The sequence below is a fragment of the Leuconostoc miyukkimchii genome, from assembly GCF_019656055.1.
GTDB lineage: Bacteria > Bacillota > Bacilli > Lactobacillales > Lactobacillaceae > Leuconostoc > Leuconostoc miyukkimchii.
In genome coordinates, this window is record NZ_BPKY01000001.1 from 439,213 (window position 1) to 460,599 (window position 21,387).

At 34.8% G+C, this 21,387-nt stretch carries 22 protein-coding genes, 1 riboswitch and 1 other annotated feature; of the genes, 21 read left to right on the forward strand and 1 reads right to left on the reverse strand.

The window, feature by feature from the left end; all coding sequences use genetic code 11:
• Positions 1 to 79 precede the first annotated feature (79 nt).
• From K5Q13_RS02155 to msrA, 4 genes are all read left to right on the forward strand, one after another.
• Positions 80 to 463: a hypothetical protein gene (locus tag K5Q13_RS02155; protein WP_220739402.1), complete on the forward strand. Its 384-nt coding sequence runs from the start codon at positions 80 to 82 to the stop codon at positions 461 to 463.
• A 2-nt stretch (positions 464 to 465) separates the two neighbouring features.
• The gene (locus tag K5Q13_RS02160) at positions 466 to 879 is read left to right on the forward strand and encodes a MerR family transcriptional regulator (RefSeq protein WP_220739404.1); all 414 of its coding nucleotides are present in this window, start codon (positions 466 to 468) and stop codon (positions 877 to 879) included.
• Positions 880 to 1,162: 283 nt separating this feature from the next.
• On the forward strand, positions 1,163 to 2,494 hold the full coding sequence (locus K5Q13_RS02165) for a dihydrolipoyl dehydrogenase family protein (RefSeq protein WP_220739406.1): 1,332 nt from the start codon (positions 1,163 to 1,165) through the stop codon (positions 2,492 to 2,494).
• A gap of 61 nt (positions 2,495 to 2,555) precedes the next feature.
• Positions 2,556 to 3,371, forward strand: coding sequence for a peptide-methionine (S)-S-oxide reductase MsrA (gene msrA, locus K5Q13_RS02170; RefSeq protein WP_220739408.1), 816 nt, complete (start codon positions 2,556 to 2,558; stop codon positions 3,369 to 3,371).
• A gap of 531 nt (positions 3,372 to 3,902) precedes the next feature.
• Here msrA and rsgA read toward each other — a convergent pair.
• Positions 3,903 to 4,802 (reverse strand): ribosome small subunit-dependent GTPase A, encoded by a 900-nt coding sequence (rsgA, locus tag K5Q13_RS02175; protein ID WP_220739410.1) that lies wholly within the window; start codon positions 4,800 to 4,802, stop codon positions 3,903 to 3,905.
• 321 nt (positions 4,803 to 5,123) lie between these two features.
• Between rsgA and K5Q13_RS02180 the strand changes: the two genes are divergently transcribed.
• The 17 genes from K5Q13_RS02180 to K5Q13_RS02260 all read left to right on the forward strand — a co-directional run bounded on the left by K5Q13_RS02180 (position 5,124) and on the right by K5Q13_RS02260 (position 21,321).
• On the forward strand, positions 5,124 to 5,300 hold the full coding sequence (locus tag K5Q13_RS02180; protein ID WP_220739412.1) for a hypothetical protein: 177 nt from the start codon (positions 5,124 to 5,126) through the stop codon (positions 5,298 to 5,300).
• Positions 5,301 to 5,484: 184 nt separating this feature from the next.
• Complete coding sequence (locus K5Q13_RS02185) at positions 5,485 to 6,210, forward strand: hypothetical protein (RefSeq protein ID WP_220739414.1); 726 nt, start codon at positions 5,485 to 5,487, stop codon at positions 6,208 to 6,210.
• A gap of 60 nt (positions 6,211 to 6,270) precedes the next feature.
• Positions 6,271 to 6,558, forward strand: coding sequence for a hypothetical protein (locus K5Q13_RS02190; protein WP_220739416.1), 288 nt, complete (start codon positions 6,271 to 6,273; stop codon positions 6,556 to 6,558).
• Positions 6,551 to 7,309 (forward strand): ABC transporter ATP-binding protein, encoded by a 759-nt coding sequence (locus tag K5Q13_RS02195; protein WP_220739418.1) that lies wholly within the window; start codon positions 6,551 to 6,553, stop codon positions 7,307 to 7,309. Before K5Q13_RS02190 ends, K5Q13_RS02195 begins: the two co-directional genes overlap by 8 nt.
• A gap of 3 nt (positions 7,310 to 7,312) precedes the next feature.
• Complete coding sequence (locus K5Q13_RS02200) at positions 7,313 to 8,059, forward strand: multidrug ABC transporter permease (protein ID WP_220739420.1); 747 nt, start codon at positions 7,313 to 7,315, stop codon at positions 8,057 to 8,059.
• Positions 8,059 to 8,775: an ABC transporter permease gene (locus K5Q13_RS02205; RefSeq protein ID WP_220739422.1), complete on the forward strand. Its 717-nt coding sequence runs from the start codon at positions 8,059 to 8,061 to the stop codon at positions 8,773 to 8,775. Before K5Q13_RS02200 ends, K5Q13_RS02205 begins: the two co-directional genes overlap by 1 nt.
• A 261-nt stretch (positions 8,776 to 9,036) precedes the next feature.
• Positions 9,037 to 10,890, forward strand: a complete 1,854-nt coding sequence (gene dnaG / locus K5Q13_RS02210) for a DNA primase (protein ID WP_220739424.1) — start codon at positions 9,037 to 9,039, stop codon at positions 10,888 to 10,890.
• 65 nt (positions 10,891 to 10,955) lie between these two features.
• Positions 10,956 to 12,254, forward strand: a complete 1,299-nt coding sequence (gene rpoD, locus K5Q13_RS02215; protein WP_220739426.1) for an RNA polymerase sigma factor RpoD — start codon at positions 10,956 to 10,958, stop codon at positions 12,252 to 12,254.
• Between the two features lie 63 nt (positions 12,255 to 12,317).
• A riboswitch (PreQ1 riboswitch) is annotated at positions 12,318 to 12,363 on the forward strand.
• Between the two features lie 6 nt (positions 12,364 to 12,369).
• Positions 12,370 to 12,927 carry a QueT transporter family protein gene (locus K5Q13_RS02220; protein ID WP_220739428.1) on the forward strand — a complete coding sequence of 186 codons (558 nt, stop codon included), beginning with the start codon at positions 12,370 to 12,372 and terminating at the stop codon, positions 12,925 to 12,927.
• The gene (locus tag K5Q13_RS02225; protein WP_220739430.1) at positions 12,927 to 13,664 is read left to right on the forward strand and encodes a 3-oxoacyl-ACP reductase; all 738 of its coding nucleotides are present in this window, start codon (positions 12,927 to 12,929) and stop codon (positions 13,662 to 13,664) included. Before K5Q13_RS02220 ends, K5Q13_RS02225 begins: the two co-directional genes overlap by 1 nt.
• A gap of 287 nt (positions 13,665 to 13,951) precedes the next feature.
• A complete protein-coding gene (locus K5Q13_RS02230; protein WP_220739432.1) occupies positions 13,952 to 14,440 on the forward strand; it encodes a glutathione peroxidase in 489 nt (162 codons plus the stop codon).
• A gap of 175 nt (positions 14,441 to 14,615) precedes the next feature.
• On the forward strand, positions 14,616 to 15,536 hold the full coding sequence (locus K5Q13_RS02235) for an aldo/keto reductase (protein WP_220739434.1): 921 nt from the start codon (positions 14,616 to 14,618) through the stop codon (positions 15,534 to 15,536).
• A gap of 63 nt (positions 15,537 to 15,599) precedes the next feature.
• On the forward strand, positions 15,600 to 16,175 hold the full coding sequence (locus tag K5Q13_RS02240) for an NADPH-dependent F420 reductase (RefSeq protein WP_220739436.1): 576 nt from the start codon (positions 15,600 to 15,602) through the stop codon (positions 16,173 to 16,175).
• 219 nt (positions 16,176 to 16,394) lie between these two features.
• Entirely contained in the window at positions 16,395 to 18,083 is a 1,689-nt protein-coding gene (locus tag K5Q13_RS02245) for a hypothetical protein (RefSeq protein ID WP_246574114.1), read from the forward strand.
• A gap of 58 nt (positions 18,084 to 18,141) precedes the next feature.
• Positions 18,142 to 18,396 (forward strand) — a binding site (T-box leader).
• Between the two features lie 59 nt (positions 18,397 to 18,455).
• Positions 18,456 to 19,232 carry an acetoin reductase gene (locus K5Q13_RS02250; RefSeq protein ID WP_220739439.1) on the forward strand — a complete coding sequence of 259 codons (777 nt, stop codon included), beginning with the start codon at positions 18,456 to 18,458 and terminating at the stop codon, positions 19,230 to 19,232.
• 45 nt (positions 19,233 to 19,277) lie between these two features.
• A complete protein-coding gene (locus tag K5Q13_RS02255; protein WP_220739441.1) occupies positions 19,278 to 20,144 on the forward strand; it encodes a MetQ/NlpA family ABC transporter substrate-binding protein in 867 nt (288 codons plus the stop codon).
• Positions 20,145 to 20,274: 130 nt separating this feature from the next.
• Entirely contained in the window at positions 20,275 to 21,321 is a 1,047-nt protein-coding gene (locus tag K5Q13_RS02260) for a 2,3-butanediol dehydrogenase (RefSeq protein ID WP_220739443.1), read from the forward strand.
• Positions 21,322 to 21,387: the final 66 nt, after the last annotated feature.

Here is a 21,387-nt window from a genome sequence, read left to right on the forward strand (position 1 = left end):
ATGACATCAGTTTCGTATTTGCATTAGAGTAAACTCTAACGTGTATACTGGTATTAAACTTGAAAAGAGGATACATTTAATGACGAAAGTACTAGCGAATTATCAGAGCTTGAAACTAATTTTTAATCAAGAAGTGTCAAAGCCTTTACAGATGATTGGATCTGTACCAGAAAACGGGACCTATTTAATTGTTGAGGATGGTCCTATAGTAATAAAAATGACGCTGGAAAATGAAAATATTAAGGTAATTGAAATTACTTCTTCTTTGCTAAAAACACATTTATATGACGAGGTCTTCATGGCATTAGAAAAGAGTCTAAACTGCTCCTCAATTAACTTTTATAACGCTTATCAAAATGCTATTAAGAATAATACACTTGAAATCGGTCGAAATAAAGGTTTCAAAGCCACACATGATGCCAGAAATGGCCAATTAAAAGTGACAATAACGAAAGAATTTTAAAAATGAAAAAATCTGATCAAAATAATACTATAACGATTGGCCAAGTATCAAAAATTAAACAAATTAGTGCTTATACATTAAGATATTATGATAAACAAGGGTTATTACCTAAAGTGATTCGCGATAAAAATGGTACCCGTCACTTTACCAATGAGGATTTACAGTGGCTTGATATGATTAAATGTTTAAAAAATACTGGTATGAATTTAGAAGAAATAAAAGTATTTGTTGATTCTACTTACCAAGGCGCAACAACATTAGTGGCACGAATTGATTTGCTAAAACGTCAACAAGATGTCATTAAAGAAACGATTTTAGAACAGCAAAAATACATGGATCAAATTAATGCAAAAATTGATGTTTTAAATAAAGAATTAATTTCAGTTGAAAATGGAAAATCTGAAACTAATAAATGAAAAAACAGCTACGTTATTTTTGATTACACTGTAAGTTTTGCTTTGAGGAAGAAATCAATACAGAATGCATTGAACTTTTTTGCTGCCATTTTACAAGTAAATTTTTGAAATCTTTTGAATAATGATTTGATATGAAAAGTATGCGTATCATTAATCGCATTTGTCTTAAAAATTTTAATTTAATAAGCAAAATATTGGTATTTGTTTTATTAGAAGTTTATACTGAAGCCAATCGATATGTTGAGAGTTGTACTTCATTCAATTATCCCAAAGGAGGTCAAAGATGACGAATAAGTTTGATTATGATGTGCTATACATTGGTAGTGGACATGCTACATTTGACGGTGCTATACCACTCGCGCAATCAGGAGTAAAGGTTGGTATTATTGAAAGTGACATGATTGGTGGTACATGCCCTAATTATGGTTGTAATGCAAAGATTGCACTCGATGCACCCGTGGTATTACAACGAGCAGCCGAACGTTTAACATCAATCAAATCTGACCATTTAGAAATCAATTGGCAACAAAATATTAACAACAAGTCGCGTATTATTGAACCACTTCCTGATATGATTGGCAATCTGTTGGCTGAGTCTGGTGTTGAAATTATCCATGGTTACGGCAAATTTGTTGACAGCCATACAGTTAAAGTCAATAATGTCGCCAAAACTGCTGATAAAATTGTGATTTCAACAGGGCTGCATCCCCATCGTGTGGATGTTCCTGGAAAAGAATTGGCGCATGATAGCCGTGAATTTATGAATTTAAATGAATTGCCTGATCACATCGCAATTATTGGTTCTGGTTATATTAGTATGGAGTTCGCAACAATTGCTAATGCTGCTGGCGCAGAAGTGACAGTTTTCATGCATAGCAACAAAATTTTAAAAAAATTTCATGCATCATACGTTGATCAAGTGGTAAACGACTTGAAAAAAAGAGGCGTTTCATTTATAGAAAATTCTAAAGTGTCTGCTTTTACAACTGATGGTAAAGCTAATGTCGTTCATTATGGTAATGATGAGCAACTAAAAGTTGATTGGATATTGGATGCTAGTGGTCGTCTACCTAATGTTGCTCATATTGGACTAGACGAAGTTGGTATTAAATACAACCCAAATGGCATTGAAGTCAATGGTTTTTTACAAACAAATATTGAGAATATTTATGCCTCGGGGGATGTCGTTGATAAAAATCAACCTAAATTGACACCCACAGCAATTTTTGAATCAACTTATTTGTTTAAATTGTTTTCTGAAAAGACTGATGCAGAAATACAGTATCCGGTTATACCATCGGTTGTATTTACATCGCCAAGAATTGCTCAAGTAGGCGTTTCAATTGAATCTGCTAAGGCGTCAAATTATGAAGTTCAAGAGAATGACTTGACGAATGATTGGTACCGAAAGGTCATGAATGAGAAATTGGCAGCCAATACGCTTGTTTTTGATGACGAACACCATTTAGTTGGTATGAGTGAGATAAGTGATCAAGCTGAAAATTCAGTTAATAGCCTGCTACCGGCGATTGAGTTTAAAATGACGTCAGCAGAAATTGGCCGACTTATCCATCTCTTTCCGTCTATTAGTTCGGCAAGCTGGGGTCAAATATGATGTCATGAATTGGCTATTTTTTAATCGCTAAATCAGTGTATGTTTGAAGAATGGTAGAAAAATGGCAGACGAAGTGCAACGTCAAATTTACAATCTCATTCTTAATCCTGCGACGAGAGATTGGGAGCGTCAGATTTTAGTTGAGACCAAAGAAAATATGGCTGAACGATCCTTCAATAGTGAAATAGACCGCTTGGCGTCCGAATTAAGGCCTTTGGCAATCCGAAATAATTTAACGCCGGACGTCATGGACTTCTATTTGACTATAACAGGGGAACCGCCAATTGATACACATGACAAGTTGGCGGTTCATGAGAAAAAAGATCCACCTTACCAAGAACGAGCAATATTTGCGGGTGGGTGCTTTTGGTGTATGGTTGAACCTTTTGATCAATTACCTGGTATTATTGCTGTTATTTCAGGCTATGCAGGAGGCACAAGGAAGCATCCAACCTATGATGAAGTAGTTACTAACACGACAGGACATGTAGAATGTGTTGAAATCTTATTCGATCGTCGAAAAATTACCTATCAACAACTATTGACAATTTACTGGTCACTAATTGACCCAACAGATAACTTTGGTCAATTTGACGATCGTGGAGAGAATTACAAGCCTATTATTTTTGTGGCGAACAAGTCACAACGTTTGCTGGCCGAAAAATCAAAAGCAGATTTAATTCGTTCTAAACAGTTTAAAAAGCCAGTTGTTGTCGAAATTAGGGAAGCACCTAACTTTTGGGTGGCAGAAAACTACCACCAAGACTTTTATAAAAAAAATGTCCGTCGTTATCGTAGCCTTAAACGATCGCGAAATATTTTCTTAACAGTTCAACAAGTAAAAAAGGCTATACGTCTCATTTTAAAAAAGATGTGAACTCCAAAACTTAGAAAAGATCTAACAAAAATTGAAATAAAACCCGATAACTTGGACATAATACAATGTCCGATTTATCGGGTTTTATGATGTTAAAATACTCAAATGAATTTAAAACAACGGTCGTTAGGCAGTATGGGTATGTTGCTTTGACCCAAAAGTACCGACTAAAGCGTTCTAGTTTATCTTGAAACCAATTTGAAATAGTAGTCATTTTTAATTTGGACGGAGTAAATTATTCGAATTAAGTAATTTACGGAAACTTATAGCATTTGAAACGTAGCCGATTTGGAATTTGTCAGCACAATTTGTTATTTACAGCGTTGGCAATTATGAAAAGTCAACAATATTTCGGATTTGATAGAATATGTGGATAATTCAAAAAACTCAATTCACTAAAAGCTCACACACTATGAGTAAAATTAGTCGGTTATGGCGACAGGAAGCTAGATCAGGAATGACTCAACGTTATATCAATTTTTAGTAATCATTCGAAATATGATTATAATTAAAAAATTAATATAGTAGAATTTAAAATTTCCTATAATCTTTTTGTTTACTTTTTTTGAGATTTCTTACTCTTTTTGCTTCAGATTTGTTTCCAAAATAACGTTTGAACTTATCTTCGGCAATTTCCGATGATGACATTTGAGAGTACCTATTTTCCCGTAGTATTTTTTGATAATTTTCGAGGCGCTTTTTTGATAAAAGGCCTTTTTCTATTGCCGCAAAAATTGCGCAACCTGATTCACCTTTGTGTTGACAATTTTTATATTGGCAATGTTGTGCCAAAAATTCAATATCTTCAAAAGTTTCATCAATATTTCCAACATCAATTTGTAACTCTCTCATACCTGGAGTGTCTATAATCTGACTACCATTTTCTAATCGAAATAATTGCCTATGGGTAGTAGAATGCTTACCTTTATGGTCACTTGTGCGAACCTCTTTTGTATGCATAGCTTCATACCCAAGAAGGTTGTTTATCAATGTTGATTTTCCTACTCCAGATGATCCAATAAAAACAACAGTTTGTGGTTTAGCTAATAAAAAATTTTTTAACGAAGCAAAAGCATTATTGTCTGTAACAAATATTTGTAATGATTTTGCAATTTGCTTAATAGCTACTAATTTACTTTCTAGATCAGATACCAAATCAGCTTTCGTCAAAATAATAGCCGGTTGAGCGCCGCTCTCCCAGGCCACAGAGATGTAGCGTTCAATGCGACTTAAATTGAAATTTTGATCAAGTGCTGAGGTGATAAAAACTATGTCAATATTAGCTGCAATTGGCTGAATATTGTTACTGCTTCCAGAAGCTACACGAGATAACAAACTTTTGCGATGACAAATACTATGAATAATCGCAATTTTATCAAAAGGTGAATGTGTAAATTCTATAATGTCGCCAACAACGGGATACTCTATCATTGAACTAATATTGTAAGATAATTGACCAGAGATTTTCGCTAAAAAAAGTCTTGGTCCAATGAGTCATTCTTAGAAATAGAATATAAATCATGATTTTGTGAAATAATTGTAGCGAAAATAGATTTCAAATTTTTTTCTGACATATAAATACCTTTTTTAAAATAATAGCATAATTAGGAAAATAATAAAAGTTGACAAATTTAAGTTAAAGTGAAATAATAAACTCATCATATTCTAATGCATTATATATTAATCGGAAATATGTGTAGTTGCAAACTAATTTCAGTGTCATGCTGTAAGGAAAGAAATGGAGGTCAGATTATGAAAGTCGAAGAATTAGAGACAATGATTATCGAAAACACCAACAATTCTGAAGACATAAGTGCGTTTGAAGTCGACACTATTGAAGATATTATTGTAGGTGGATTGGGAAACATTTTCATCATTTATGCTGGTGATACTGGTGGATGGAACCATGGGCCAGGAATGGAGAGATAGGTTTTAGTGACCAAAAAGTATGAATACATTACGACTTCTTAATAGTTTGTAGTGTATTTTTTTATGTAAAGATTTGAGGGGGGCATGATGGTTGGAAAATTTACAGAATTTGTATATGAATTATCAAAAGTTGAACAAAACTTTGAAGTATTAAAAACTGCTTTTAGAGAGAGTTAATTTTGCTTTGCAAGTAGTAGAGGGTGAAAAATCATTAAATGAAAGAACAATTTACGCACCCTACTATTTGAACGACTTGGGTATTAGGCTCTCATCAAGTCCAAGAATATTTATGAATGAAATTGCCAAAGAAAATGATATTAGTATGCCTAGTACTGAGGGAATAGTTGCCGAATTGATGAATGTGAAAATTGATAAATTGGGACTTTGGCTTGATACAGTGGTTTTAATTACTGGTGATTTTAAAGCCGCATACCTAGTCAGTGAGGCTAGAAAGTCAGAAATTATTAAATCAAAAAATTGTGATCTTTTTATTTATTCGGGAAGCGCTGCATCTGCTATGAGAAAGCCAGAAATTGGAGCAGAATTTTTTGAATACGCAGTAAAATATGCGCCTTCAACAATTGACAGTGTAATAGCAAAGCATCGCTACTTGGTAACTAAATTGAAACGTGAGCGGAATTTTGAGTTATTTGACAAAAAAATTTTAAATTTACTTTTTAATGATGTTATGCAATTAGAGGAAAAAGACAAACTTCAAGTCATACCGCTAGTAGATAACTTGTTAGCACTCAGAATGTTGATGGGAAACGATGTGAAGGCAGATAATTTGGTTAATTCTGTACTTTTGTTTAACGCTCAAAAAATCTTAAACCATTCAAAAAATGATACTTATGATCAATCTTATATAAATCAGAGTGTCAGATATCAAAGCCAAATCTCAATAAATTAGGTACAAGTTTTACATTCTTTAGGCAAACACAAAGAAGCTGTTGAGGTTTTGGAGGCTAATTTGAAACAAGTAAAAAAATACTCAAAAGAATATGTTTCTGAAGTACTTGGGGCCCTTTCATATGCGTTGTATATAGCGGAAAGATATCTCGATGCGGTTAAATATGGTAAAGCAGCGATTCTAGAATATGCCAAAGTGGGAAACACAACAGGGATTGCAACAACTCGGCAAGTATTAGTCGGTTCGTATAGTAAGCTAGGTAATAAATCAGAGATAAAAAATGAAATTCATTTTCTAAAAGAAGATAAACTTGGATTGAAAGAAAGCGAGAATATATCTATTGCTTAAAGTAATAAATTTAACTAGGGAATTTGTATCGAAAACAGACAGGTTTGTTGCTGTTAAAGATGTCTCATTTCAAGTTGCAACAGGTCAAATTGTCGCACTATTAGGTCCAAACGGTGCTGGTAAGACAACGACTGTAAAAATGATTGCAGGTTACTTGAGCCCAACTAGTGGCCAAGTTTTTATTGATGGTGAAGACACCTCTGTCTCCACAAATTTGCTCCAAGATAAGATTGCAACTGTTTTTGGAGGAGAATTAGGTTTTTATGCACGAGCAACCGCACTTGATAACCTTAATTTTTTTGCCATTCTCTTTAAAATTCCCAAAAATAAAAGGCAAAAACGAATTGAATCGGCATTGAAAAATGTCAAGTTATTTGATGTCAGGAACAAAAAAATAGGAGAATTTTCACGTGGGATGCGTCAAAGATTGCACATAGCCCGAGCATTGCTTAAAGACACTGAAATTATTCTGTTGGACGAGCCCACTAGCGGTCTTGATGTGGAAATTGCACATGAAATTCGTGAATTAGTTCATGATCTTGCAAACAGTGGCAAAACGATCTTACTGACAAGTCATACAATGAGTGAGGTAGAAAGTCTTGCTGATAGGGTCCTTTTAATTGGAGCGGGACAAATAGCTCACGATGGTACAATCGAGAGTATTGTTAAATTATCTGGTGTCACAAAAGTTAATAGACCAGCAACTCTAGAAGAATCCTACTTGGCATTAGCTGATGAATTGAGGAGATAACTCATGAAAGATTTTTTTGATGTTGTTTGGTTCCATTTAAAACTATTTGCTAAGAATAGTTATTTCAGAACAATTGTATTTGTAACAACGATTAGTTACGTTCTTATTCAGTATGTTGCGGCATATGCAGTTCAAGATTTAGGCAATAAGACTATTTGGTTAAGAGCAGGAATTATTGGAACATGGGCAGCAGGGACGTCAGCGGCAGGTGTAATACCGTTTCAAAGAGCCCAAGGAACATTGGCTTATATACTTGATAGCCGTAGGGGCGAAGCTTTTAGTCTATCCACCTTGATTATTCCCGCAGCGTGTTTTGGCCTTTTGTCTTTTCCAATTTCTTTTATAACAAGTTATGTCTTAGGAATAGATGTATCCAGTTCTAATTGGTTTCTCCTTATACTTGGTATTTTTAGTTTATGGTTTAGTGTTATTATTTTAGATTTTGTTGTCGCAGGTATATTTGTATTGACTCCGAATGCCATGCTTTATGAAGGCCTACTAATGGCGCCAATTTTAATAGGATCGGGAATATACAGCATGCCTGGCAAGTGGGACACCATTGTAAAAATTTTAGGATTGTTACTTCCCATGACGACACCAGTAAAACTTATTTTGAATCCTAACACCATTACATATGTTGACTTAGCTCAAATGCTTGTATGTTCTATTATATGGTTGATTGTAGCCAAAGCATTGTTAACATTTTGCTTGAAGAAAGTCCGTATAAGTGGCGATATGGAGGCCATTTGATGTTGAAAATTGCTTTACAATCGCTGTCATATTTCAGAAATTATCGCACATTCATTATAACTTTTGCTATTGAACCATTATTTGACGTAATGATGGTTGGTTTATTGAGCTCACAGTTTAGTGATGCTTTATTAATTCATTCAATCGTTGCTTTGAGCATCATTTCAGGTATACAAAATCTTATTTCTACTTTGAATTCACTTTTTGTGGATGATCAGAATAGGGGTATTGACATGGAAATGGCGGTCAATTCACCATTTTCTGTTCGTTACTGGGCATCTAAAGTTTTGGCGGCTGTGATTGTGTCAATAGGTCAAATGTTAATAACACTAACATTAGTATTGCTATTTACAAGGGATACCTCATGGATAAATAGAGCAATGCTAGCTATACCAATATTAATCATATTTGGAAGCATAGTCGGTTTTACCTCAACTGTTGTGTCATGGAAAAGTAATGATCCATATTTAGTGGGCAATGTAGTAGGAATCTTGATTGTATTATTAAGTGGTGTTATTGTCCCACTTGATCAATATCCAAAGTGGTTAAACCTACTTTCACATACTCTACCTTTTTCTCACTTAATGCAGTGGTTGATGACCGGCAATGGTAATATTCTGCCTGATGTGTTAATTGCCATTGTTTGGACTGGTCTAGGTATTTCAACGTATAGAATGAAATTGTTGTCAATCAAGAAGAAATCCCATTTGATTTAAAATCAGCATTTTATCTAAAAGACAATTTCACACTACGAGAGATTCTTTAGACTTGTTATCTATTTGCTTAAAATCGATGTCTTTCATAATCAATACAAGTTAACATAATCCTAGCACCAAAATACCAAAACATTGATACATCAGTATTTTGGTATATGTTCAAGGGGTTGACAAAACAGGTAATTCCTCGTATAATTTAGTGTAGTTCAATTTAAATGTCGTAGACTTCCGTTTACGGCATTTATTGTTGAAAGGTGGTTTATGGCAAGTCGAATTCCAGACGCATTTATTGCGGAAGTACGTCAAAAAGTGAATATTGTTGATGTGATTAGTCAATATACTGATCTTGTTAAGCGTGGTCGCCAATGGAATGGTTCTTGTCCGTTTCATGATGATCGCCATCCTTCGTTATTTGTCGAAGAGAATAAACAAGTATTTAATTGTTTTTCATGTGGACGTTCAGGTTCTGTTTTTTCATTTCTAATGGAGAAGGAGAGCTTGAGTTATCCTGAGGCTATTTTATCTCTGGCTGAAAATGCAGGGATAAAAGTAGATAGTAGTATTTCTTCAGGTGTAACACGCCAAGTTGATAGCAAAACGCAAGTCATCTATCAATTACACACGGCAGCACAACGACTTTATCAACACATTTTGCTTAATACAACGTCTGGTGAGCAGGCGTTGGCTTATTTGCACGATAAACGTCAACTAACAGATGAAATCATTAAACAGTTTGGCATTGGCTTTGTGCCAGAAGATAATGCATTATTAAGTTATGCTAGAGACCAAAACTTTTCTCAAGAAATGATGCAGTCATCGGAATTGTTTATTACTAATGATGAGGGCGATTTACGTGATCGTTTTTCTGGGCGAGTCGTGTGGCCAATTAAAACTGAACGTGGGCAAGTTGTTGGATTTTCTGGTCGGGCACTCAATAATAGTAGTATCAAGTATATGAACAGTCCTGAAAGTCCATTTTTCACCAAAGGCAAAATTTTATACAATTTTGATCTTGCTAAAAATCATATTCGTCAAGCTAACACAGCTATGATTTTTGAAGGATTCATGGATGTTATTTCTGCAGATATATCTGGAAAACCAATTGGTGTGGCAACCATGGGTACAGCATTAACACAGGACCATGTCAAACAGTTGTCACGTGTCACTAAACGTATTTTACTCGTATATGATGGTGATGAAGCAGGTCAAAATGCAACACGTCGATCAATTGATTTAATTAAAACACATGCAAAAGATGTTGATATTGGTGTTGTTCATTTACCAGACAATTTAGATCCTGATGAAGTACGAACACAGCGTGGCACACCAGCCTTAAAACAAGCGTTAGAACAAAATATTCAAACGCCAATAGAGTTTTTAGTTAATGCCGCACGACTTGGAAAAAATTTGAGTAATCAAGCACAGTATCTTGCTTTTTTACAAGAAGTGATGCAAACGCTTAAATCAGCAACACCTGTTGAGCAAGATATTCAAATAACACGTATTGCTAACGAGTTTGGTACTTCTAAAAAAGCATTGCAGGCACAATTACAACAAACGCTAGACAAGAAGCAAAACCAATTTAGTCAATCAGCACAATCATATAGTACTATGGTGGCACCGTCGTTGCCTAGTGGTGAACAAAGTAATGTTCCTGAGCAAATAAATATTAACCAAAATATTACGCAAGTCGAGCAAGCAGAGCGCGCCTTACTTATGGCGATGATCAAATCACCTCAAGTCATGCTACAAGTAAAAGAGACGACAGGATTTGCATTTTTACATTCAGATTATCAATTATTGATGATGTTAACAAATATTTACCAAGATCAACATCCAGGAGAATTTAATTTAGCACAATATATGGATTTTATTCAAAAACCAGAGTTAAATCAAAAAATAATGGCAATTGAACGTAGTTATGGCGATTTGGCAATTGAAAGAGATGCAATTAATGATTATTTACGTATTATTATGCACGATGGTCCTGTAAATACTCGGATTCGTGAATTACAGCAGTTAATAGATGCTGCCAAACAACAACATGATGATACAAAGCTACTACAATTAATGACGGAATTAATTAATATTAAAAAACAACAGTCACAGCTATAAATATTAGTAAGAACGAACAGTCATCATACGTTCTTAAAACGCGTTTACGCTAGGAGAAATAATCAATGGCAACTATTTTAGCTTCAAGTAAGATTTCAGATATTAAAGACTATCTTGATTCACAAAACATTTCATATAATAGCCGCGCCAAAAAGGCTGAATTATTAGCATTGGCACAAGGAAAAACACCTGAAGAAGCCGCTGCAGCTGGTAAAGCTTCAAAACCAAAAGTAGCAAAAAAATCAGGTATTATTAAGAATCCAGAATATGATAAAGCAGTGAAAGCTTTAATTGCCGAATACAAGGCAGCTAAGGCAATAACATATGCTGTCTTATCAAAACGCTTAGCGGAACCATTTAATTTAGATGGTGAAAATATTGAGCGTTTGATGGAAAAGGTTGAAGATGCTGGTGTTGCAATTGTTGATGAAAAGGGTGAACCAGCACCTGAAGTATTAAAAGCAAAACAAAATAAGCCATCAAAAGAAGAACTAGATCAAGCACAAGAAACACCGGCAGGCATTAAAATTAATGATCCTGTGCGTATGTATCTTAAGGAGATTGGTCGTGTTAATCTTCTTAAAGGGGATGAAGAAATTAATATTGCCAAGCGTATTGAAGATGGTGATGTTGAAGCCAAGCAAGAATTAGCAGAGGCTAACTTACGTCTGGTTGTTTCTATTGCCAAGCGCTACGTTGGACGTGGTATGCAGTTCTTGGATTTGATTCAAGAAGGTAATATGGGCTTGATGAAGGCCGTTGATAAATTTGATTACACTAAGGGCTTTAAGTTTTCAACTTATGCTACATGGTGGATTCGTCAAGCTATTACACGTGCTATTGCCGACCAAGCGCGTACTATTCGTATTCCTGTCCATATGGTCGAAACAATTAATAAATTGATTCGTATTCAACGTCAACTGCTACAAGACTTGGGACGTGAACCTTTGCCCGAAGAAATAGGGGCTGAAATGGATTTGACCCCAGACAAAGTACGTGAAATCTTGAAAATAGCACAAGAACCAGTTTCTCTTGAGACACCTATTGGTGAAGAAGATGATTCGCATTTAGGTGATTTCATTGAAGATAATGAAGCGGTTTCACCTGCCGATTCAGCAGCGTACGAAATGTTACGTGACCAACTCGAGTCAGTATTGGAGACGTTAACTGACCGTGAAGAAAACGTTTTGCGTTTACGATTCGGATTGGAAGATGGACGAACAAGAACTCTTGAAGAAGTTGGACGTGTATTTGGTGTAACACGAGAACGTATTCGCCAAATTGAAGCAAAAGCATTACGTAAGTTACGACATCCTAGTCGCTCTAAGCAACTAAAAGATTTCATGGATGATGGCAATAATTAATTTTATATTATTTTTTCAAACTACGAATTTCGTAGTTTTTTTTTAAAACATATGGTATGCTATTTCTTAGCGGTTCATCAACCATCCCGCTTAAAAAAACTAGGAGTCTTTTTTTATGCAAAAAGATACAGCTTATAAAAGTGTTAGTCAAGCACAGAATATTACGTTAGTTGCCGTTGTCGCAGCCATTTATGTTGCAATTACGTTTGGATTACAGACATTTGCTTTTGGTCCTGTACAATTACGTGCCTCTGAGGGGCTAAACCATTTAGCAGCATGGCATAAACGATATATCGTTGCGCTTGCTTTAGGTGTTTTCATTGCTAACTTGATCTCTCCCTTAGGGTGGATTGATTGGATTTTTGGCACGTTAGGAACAGTGATTATGACAAGTATAACTTATCTATTAACGCGCCGTGTTAAAAGTACAATTTTAAAAATTATTATTAGCACAGTTGTTGTTAGTACCCTTGGTATGGCTATTTTGGCCGCGGAATTTACATTTGCTTTTAATATTGGTGCTAGTGGTGCATTTCCTTCTGGATCAAAGGGTGGATTATTTGCGCAATGGTTGGCTTACTACATTAGTGTCGTGCCAGGTGAAGTAGTGTCCTTAATTGTGGGGGGCGTTGTGATTTATGCCCTCAGTAAAGTAGTTGACTTAAATAAATAATGATTGCACAAGATTATACAAATAAAAAAATATTGTTGACTGGAGCTGCTTCAGGAATTGGTTTTTCGCAACTGGAAAATTATCTTGAACTTGGTGCCACTGTTTATGCATTGGATAATCAAAAAATACCTTTACAACATGCTAAGCTACAAACTTTTCAAATAGACTTAAGTCAACATCAGTTACTAACAAACTTATTTGAGGATATAACAAAACAAGTGTCATTTGATATACTACTTAACACAGCTGGTATTTTGGATGGCTATCAAGCCTCTTTAGATACATCACTAGTTGATTGGCAAAAAATATTAAACACGAATTTAACGCCGATGTTTATTTTGAGTAACGCAGTTTTACCAGCCATGATAAAACGAGGCTATGGACATATTATTAACATGGCTTCAATCGCTGGTTTCTCAGCAGGTGGTGGTGGGGCAGCTTATACTTCAAGTAAACATGCCATTATTGGGTATACGAAACAACTGGCATATGATTATGCAGCTAACGGTTTGCATGTCAATGCCATTGCCCCAGGAGCAATTAACACACCAATGAATGCAGCAGATTTCTATGGTGATGCGACTATGGCCAAAAAAGTAGCGGAGCAGACACCTGCAAAAAGATGGGCGTCACCACAAGAAGTTGCCGATTTAACTTTGTATCTAACAAGTCCGCAAGCTGATTACATCAACGGTGTTGTGTTACCAATTGATGGAGGCTGGACTTTAGGGCATTAAATTGAATCATAATTTCTAATCAGGTAACTTATTTTTTAAAAACTATAATGCTTTAATTAAAACTTATAATTTATGAGACATTGCTGATGTTGTCAAAATTATGGGCTTTTGTTTAAGGTGTTATTTTTTTATTGTATTTAATGATATATTTTATTGTGTGCAGAAAGCCATGTAAATATAGAGTCGTGATATAATTAAGTTGTAAATTCGTTTCAAAGGGTTAACGAACTGACTATTATTATGCAAAATATTTTTGTTTATCAATATGGATTTTGAAAGGAGAAATAATGGTTGAAGATGTTTATCAATTTACTGTCGTGAAAGAAAATGGCGATACGTATTCACTTGATGAGTTACGAGGGCGCCCAATAATTATTGTTAATACAGCGACTAAATGTGGTTTTGCACCACAATTTTCGGAACTTGAAGCAATCTACCAAAAATACAAAGATGATGGCTTGATGATTCTTGGATTCCCTTCAAATCAGTTTAAACAGGAGCTGAGTTCTAGCCATGAAGCAGCTGAAGCATGTCGGCTTTCCTATGGTGTCACATTTCCAATGCATCAATTAGTAGCCGTCAATGGTAAAAACACGGATCCTTTGTTTAAATTCCTTAAGAAAAATAGCACGAGCCCATTAGGAAGTACCATTAAATGGAACTTCACCAAATTTTTGGTTGATCGTCAAGGTCAATTATTTAAGCGCTTTGCGCCAAAAACAAGTCCAAAGGACATGATTGATGATATTCAACGTGTCTTAGAGAAGCCGTATTAATAAATTCAATCTGAAGCGTTTAAGGTATAAGATATCTTAAACGCTTTTTGTGTTTACTGCCAAGTTTTAATACTATTAATCAATTGTTTCATATAAATTTCTTTGAGCTAATTACTGCCATTGAACAGAAATTTGTTATATAATGACCCATAAAGATAACAAAAAGGAGGCTAATATGTTAATAGATTCAGAAAAAGTAACAAGTATTAATGGTAAGGCAGCTAAGTTAGGAATTGGAACAAATAAGGTTGGTGGATATAATTTATTTCAAGGGCTCAATGACCAAGATGGTTACGATGTTGTAAGAGAAGCCTTAGATTCTGGCATTGAAATGATTGATACCGCATACATGTACGGATTAGGTCATTCTGAAGAAATTATCGGACGAGCAATTAAGGGATATGCAAGAGAAAACTTTAAAATTGCTACAAAAGCAGCACAGGATAAAAATAATGACTTGGCAATCAATAATAAACCAGCGTTTTTGAAACAATCAGTGGATGAGGCTTTAATTAGACTTCAGACTGACTACATTGATATTTTTTATATTCATTTCCCAGATGAAACAACCCCAAAATATGAAGCTGTAGATGCTTTGAATACACTTAAAAAAGCAGGGAAAATCCGTGCAATTGGTGTATCTAATTTTAGTTTGGCGCAAATAAAAGAGGCTAACAAAAATGGTCAAGTTGATTATGTAGAGGCGCACTATAATTTACTTCAACGTGATTTGGAACAAGATATTTGGCCATATTTAAATGAAAATAATATTAAATTTGTGCCTTATTTCCCATTAGCATCTGGATTATTAACTGGGAAATATACAATTGATGATGCCAGCAAATTTAAACAATTCACAAACGACCAGTTTAAAGTTATTCTTCAAAAAATAGAACAGATAAATAAAATTGCAGAAAAGCATCATGCAACTACGGCACAAATTGTTTTAGCTTGGTATATTAAAAACCCTAATATTGATACAGTGATTCCAGGTGCTAGAATACCTAGCCAAGTAGCCAGTAACGTGGAAACCTTAAAAATTGTTTTGTCTGATGAAGACTATGACCGCATTGATAACTTATTTAAAAAAATATAGTGCTTGACATATCAGAATACTAGCGTTATGATTTACTTATAAAAAGTAAGTGAGGGAAAATTTATGACTACTGTAACAGTTTTTGGAAAAGGTAATATGGGGCAAGCAATTGGACAAAACTTCATTGATGCTGGTAATGATGTTAATTACATTGAAGCAAATGATAAAATAGAAAACATTGGAAATATTGTTGTTTTAGCTGTACCATATGACGTTGCAACTGCAATTGCAAAGGACAACGTAGCAGTTTTTGAAAACAAAATTGTGATTGATATTAGTAATCCTTTGAACTTTGAAACATGGGATAGTTTGGTCGTGCCAGCAGATAGTTCAGCTGCTGCTCAAATTGCTGAAATTTTGCCAAAGTCAACTGTTGTTAAGGGATTTAATACAACATTTGCTGGCACTTTAGTAAGCAAAAAAATTGGTGATTCACATCAGACAACAGTTCAATTGGCTTCTGATAATGATGAAGCCAAACAAGAAATTATTGCTGCTTTAGAAAACAGCGGTTTAAATGTCGTTGATGCTGGTTCATTAAAGCGTGCACGTGAACTTGAAGCTGTTGGCTTCTTACAGATGACATTGGCTGTTAAGGAAACAATTGGTTGGACTGGTGGATTTGGTTTATTCAAATAAAAGTAGAATCATGTAGGGTATGAATACGCTCTGCGTGTGATGATTTAATGCACATCAAAACCAATGACAGATATTTTATCTGTCATTGGTTTTTTTATGGCTTTGCATGCGTTAAAAACCTATAAGATTGAGACATATGTTAAACTGAAACTAACAAGAGGCAGTGATACTGTTATAAGTATTGTGGTAGATTTACTATAAATTTTTGAAGAGAGAATAGTGCTTAAAGATATCATTAAAAAATCATGGCCAATATTTATTTTAATAATGAGTTCAATATTATTATTGATACCATTTTATTTCAATCGTGCAATGATTATTGGTTCAGATACTATTTTTCATTTTAATCGGTTCTACGATACAGCTATGCAAATAAAACACGGAAATTTTCAGTATTTTATTTCTATGTATGGGTTTCAAGAATCTGGTCGTATTGTAAATGCCCTATATGGCCCTGTGATGTCTTATGTTCAAGGTGCTTTAGTTTTAATCAGTCCCTCATGGTTTGGTTACCAAATTATATCTAACAGTTGCTTATATTTTTTAGCTAGTTTATCGCTTTATTTGCTTCTCAGAAAGGCTCATATTGCAATAATATATCGGTTACCCTTGAGTCTGTTTTATCTCACAACATATGCGATACAATATTGGACATTAAGGCAAGGATTTTCTAGCTGGGGTGCAGCATTATTTCCTATTTGTTTGATACCTTTGATTGATTTAGTTGAAAAAAAGTCATTAGATCCTATCAAAACAGCACTTGCTATTGCTCTAATGTGCCAGGTTCATATGCTGTCGGCTTTGTTATTGATTTTAGTTTATGCTTGTTTTTATATTTTATCCGTCTTTAATACGACTAAAGTACTGCGAATTCAATTACTGAAACAAGCAGCGTTGTCAGTTGTTGTTTTTATACCACTAGTTTTAAATGTGTTCTATAGTTTTGTCATTATTTATCTGAAAAATAATATTGCGCAACCATTTGTCAATCCAGTAATGGCAAACACGACTATTTTTAAGGGCAGTAGTTACTGGTTATTTTCACCTATCTTACTCCTTATGGTCATAGCATTTGTTGTACTTAAAACTTTTTATTATTGGCACCACAAGGGATTTGATTTATTAAGCGTAACTGCTACAAGTTGTGGCTTACTATTTCTGTTATGTACCGACATATTTCCATGGAAAATACTAAATAGTACACACATCAAACTAGTTGAAGTAATTCAATTTCCATTTCGTTTTTTTGTTCCTTTCATTGTGTTGTTACTATTAACTTTAGGCATAATACTGCAACATTCTCAATCAAAATCCCTTCGATTTGGTTTATTGAGTTATGGCATACTTTTATTGTCATTGTTTCAAGTGATTTTATCAAATAATGCTGCTTTAAATCAGTGGCACAATAAACGTGACTATTTGAATTCAAACGTCCATACTTATTTTGTATCAGACGATGCGCAGAAAGTTAAAAAATCATTTTTTATCAAAGACAAATCAACAGCACTCAAAAATATTGTAAAGGCCACACCTGATTATTTACCTGTGAAAAGCGGCAAAGTTACTGGAAAATACGACATGTACCACCATCAAGTATTGAAAAAGCAAACACATTTTAAAAAATCTATTTTTAAAAACAAATTACTTGTGGAATGGCAGGGTGATCGTGAACGTTATATACAAATTCCGGTTGTAAAATATACTAATACTATCTTATTTTTAAACCAAAAAAGCGTACGCCATAATCAAATTATTTTGAGTAAAATTGGCGCTGTCAGTATTAAACAAGTCAAGGGTAACAATCGATTATTAGTGTATTATCGTAGTGATAACTTATTGATACTAATTTTGTTGATTACTTTTATCAGTTGGTTGACTGCATTAGGTTACATGTTTAAATATCACTAAAAATTAACTTTTTAATATTAATTGACATTTAAAACTTATCAGTATATAATTTATTTACCATATAACGTTGAAAAGATGAGTACTTATTAGAATAATTGGGTAGAGAGCTGATAGTTGGTGAAAATCAGTATTATGATAATTTGGAAGATGGTCTTGAAGTTAAAATGATATGAGTATGTTAGTATAAGTATCATTCGGGTGCACCCGTTATAGTGTTAAAGTATCGAGTGTTTATTATCTCTGTACTTAATAAGCGTATTATAGTGATATAATACGAAATTCGGGTGGTACCACGATATAATTCGTCCCGCAACTTTGTTTATCAAAGTTGCGTTTTTTGTTGTTTTTAAAATACTAAAAAGTAGGTACACAATGGTAAAAAAAGTTGCTATCGTAACAGGAAGTGGTCGTGGTATTGGTCGTGCAATTGCTGAAAGGTTGGCCCAAGAAGATTATTACGTTGCTGTGGCTGATATTGATCAGGACACGGCAAAACATGTATCTGATAACATTAATGCAACTAAAAGTGGCTATGCAACCTACTATGTTTTAGATATTGCATCGCGCACAGCGGTTTTTGAATTAGTTGAAAAGGTTGTTGCACATTTTGGACGTTTAGATGTTTTTGTTAATAATGCTGGCATAGCTTTTATTGATAGTATTATTGATAGCGACCCAACTCAAGTCGAGAGATTATTTGATGTCAATATTAAAGGAACGTTTTGGGGAATACAAGCTGCTGCCACACAATTTAAAAAGCAAGGAGACGGTGGTCGAATAATTAATGCTGCCTCTCTAGCGGCAGTGGAGGGTTCTGCATTACAAGGTGCATACTCGGCATCAAAATTTGCGATTAGAGGATTAGGTCAATCAGCTGCAAAGGAGTTAGCTGGTGATGGCATCACTGTCAATGCCTATGATCCAGGTATTGTGTTAACACCAATGCGTGACTATATTGATCAAAAAACGGCAAGCATTAAAGGCATTACGCCAGAACTTCAAAGGCAAAATGTTGTGAATGAAATAGCTTTAGGTCGTGCTGCTGTGCCAGAAGACATTGCCGATTTAGTACAGTTCTTAGTATCTCCAGGTGCTAAGTATATTACTGGCCAATCCATTTTGATCGACGGCGGTATGCGCTTTCACTAAGCAAAATTGCAATGTTTTATTTTATAAAAAGGAAAAGTAAAGACGATGTCAAAAAGAAAAATAATTATTTCAGCCGCGGTGTTAGTAGTAGCTGTGGGTGGCGTGTCAGCCATATTACTAAATAGCAAGGCTGCGCAGACAGAAAATAAGAATCAAATAACAATTGGTGCAATCGGTTCTGACTCACAGGTCTGGTCACACATTGCTAAGCTACCAGAGACAAAAAAAGCAAACATTCGTATTAAAGTCAAAGATTTTAGTGATGGTGTTTCTCTAAATACAGCTACAGCTCAAGGTAAAATAGATGTGAATGCATTCCAATCTTACGCTTACTACGTCGCATACAACAAAAGTAATGCTTCTGAAAAATTGGCTGTTCTAGGCACAACATATCTTGAACCAATGGGTGTTTATTCTGACAAGTATAAGACTATCAAAGATATACCGGATGGTGCAACAATTGCCATTGCTAACAACGCTGCAAATACTGCCAGAGGATTACGCTTACTCGCAACGTCTGGATTGATTACTTTAAAACCTAATTTTGGTAGTTTATCTGGTGTCAACGATATTTTGAGCAATCCTCGACATTTGAAGTTCAAGGAAATAGATGATACTACCGGACCACGTGTTATTAAAGATAGCCAAGTAGATGCAGCATTAATCGGTAATACTGTTGCACTTGAAGGCAAATTAAATGTTTTAAAAGATGCAATTATATATGAAAAAATTAACCGATCAACTAAAGATAACATTAATATACTAGCAACATCGAATAAAGAAAAAAACAATCAAAATTTCAAAAAATTGGTTAAGCTATATCATAGCGCCGCGGCTCAAAAGTACATCAAAAAAACTTTTGATGGTACAAAAGTTGAAGTTAAAGAACCAATCAGCTACCTGACTAAATAATACTTTTGTAGTTGTATAGACATAATTGTTATTAAATAAATTTAGTGATTTTTAACACAAACCATGTACCTAGTTGTATACTGTAGTTAAGGTTTTTAACCTGAAAATTAGACAACAAAGGAGAAACATAATGAAAGCAGCTGTATGGCATGGTGTTAAGGATGTTCGCGTTGAGGATGTTGAATTAAAGCCAACAAAATCAAATGAAGTTGTGGTGAGTGTTGCATATGCTGGTATTTGTGGCAGTGATTTACACGAATACCTTGAAGGCCCTGTTTTTATTCCTGTTAATGAGGCAGATGAACTTACTGGTGGTCAAGCACCATTGACCATGGGTCACGAATTTTCAGGTGTGATTGAGAAAATTGGTGCAGATGTGACTAAGTTTAAAGTCGGTGATCATGTCTCAATTAATCCAACAGTAACCAAGGGTAACTGGGCTGATGATCTTGATGTATATGATGGTTATAGTTTTATTGGTTTGAGTACTGACGGCGGTTTCACATCAAAAGTTAACGTACCAGAAGAAAACTTGTATCTTATACCAGAAGACTTCTCATTAAGATTGGCTGCCACTATCGAGCCTACAGCTGTTGCAGTTCAGGCTGTTAAAGAAGGTGGTTTACGATTTGGAGAAAAAGTTGTTATTTTTGGTGCCGGACCAATTGGTGTCTTAGTTGCTGCGGCAGCGAAGGCAGCTGGTGCAACTAAAATTGTTGCAGTGGACCTTTCAGAAGTACGTTTGAATAAGGCACTTGAAATGGGCGCAACTGATGTCGTAAATCCTAGCGAAGTTGCTAATACTATTGATGCAATTAATGAAATTATACCTGGTGGTGCAGATGTTTCGTTTGAAGTTGCTGGCGTTCAACCAACCTTTGAACAAGCGATTGATGCAACGCGCCCTCGTGGCACTGTTGTTATTGTGTCAATCTTTGCACGACCAATTAGTTTTAACCCAATGCAACTCATGAATGCTGGTGTTAAATTGACAACAACTATTGCTTACTCTAAAGAAACGTTCCAACAAACCGTTGATTTAGTAAGTAGTGGTCAAATCAATGTTGAGCCAGTAATTACAGATATGATCGACCTTGATAATATTGTCGCTGATGGTTTTGAAGCGTTAACGCAGGACAAGTCACAGGCAAAAATTTTAATTGATCTCAGTAAGTAATGCACATTAATTTATAGAAAAATAGCTAACTTCTAAATGAAAAATGGCTATTTTTTTATTTATCGT

Bases quoted from the DNA above. Each gene is read 5' to 3' on its own strand.
- K5Q13_RS02180 (WP_220739412.1), top strand. From the start codon at position 5,124: ATGAAAGTCGAAGAATTAGAGACAATGATTATCGAAAACACCAACAAT.
- dnaG (WP_220739424.1), top strand. From the start codon at position 9,037: ATGGCAAGTCGAATTCCAGACGCATTTATTGCGGAAGTACGTCAAAAA.
- K5Q13_RS02235 (WP_220739434.1), top strand. From the start codon at position 14,616: ATGTTAATAGATTCAGAAAAAGTAACAAGTATTAATGGTAAGGCAGCT.
- rpoD (WP_220739426.1), top strand. From the start codon at position 10,956: ATGGCAACTATTTTAGCTTCAAGTAAGATTTCAGATATTAAAGACTAT.
- K5Q13_RS02250 (WP_220739439.1), top strand. From the start codon at position 18,456: ATGGTAAAAAAAGTTGCTATCGTAACAGGAAGTGGTCGTGGTATTGGT.
- K5Q13_RS02155 (WP_220739402.1), top strand. From the start codon at position 80: ATGACGAAAGTACTAGCGAATTATCAGAGCTTGAAACTAATTTTTAAT.
- rsgA (WP_220739410.1), bottom strand. From the start codon at position 4,802: ATGATAGAGTATCCCGTTGTTGGCGACATTATAGAATTTACACATTCA.
- K5Q13_RS02230 (WP_220739432.1), top strand. From the start codon at position 13,952: ATGGTTGAAGATGTTTATCAATTTACTGTCGTGAAAGAAAATGGCGAT.
- K5Q13_RS02255 (WP_220739441.1), top strand. From the start codon at position 19,278: ATGTCAAAAAGAAAAATAATTATTTCAGCCGCGGTGTTAGTAGTAGCT.
- K5Q13_RS02260 (WP_220739443.1), top strand. From the start codon at position 20,275: ATGAAAGCAGCTGTATGGCATGGTGTTAAGGATGTTCGCGTTGAGGAT.
- K5Q13_RS02200 (WP_220739420.1), top strand. From the start codon at position 7,313: ATGAAAGATTTTTTTGATGTTGTTTGGTTCCATTTAAAACTATTTGCT.
- K5Q13_RS02220 (WP_220739428.1), top strand. From the start codon at position 12,370: ATGCAAAAAGATACAGCTTATAAAAGTGTTAGTCAAGCACAGAATATT.
- msrA (WP_220739408.1), top strand. From the start codon at position 2,556: ATGGCAGACGAAGTGCAACGTCAAATTTACAATCTCATTCTTAATCCT.
- K5Q13_RS02160 (WP_220739404.1), top strand. From the start codon at position 466: ATGAAAAAATCTGATCAAAATAATACTATAACGATTGGCCAAGTATCA.
- K5Q13_RS02165 (WP_220739406.1), top strand. From the start codon at position 1,163: ATGACGAATAAGTTTGATTATGATGTGCTATACATTGGTAGTGGACAT.
- K5Q13_RS02205 (WP_220739422.1), top strand. From the start codon at position 8,059: ATGTTGAAAATTGCTTTACAATCGCTGTCATATTTCAGAAATTATCGC.
- K5Q13_RS02240 (WP_220739436.1), top strand. From the start codon at position 15,600: ATGACTACTGTAACAGTTTTTGGAAAAGGTAATATGGGGCAAGCAATT.
- K5Q13_RS02225 (WP_220739430.1), top strand. From the start codon at position 12,927: ATGATTGCACAAGATTATACAAATAAAAAAATATTGTTGACTGGAGCT.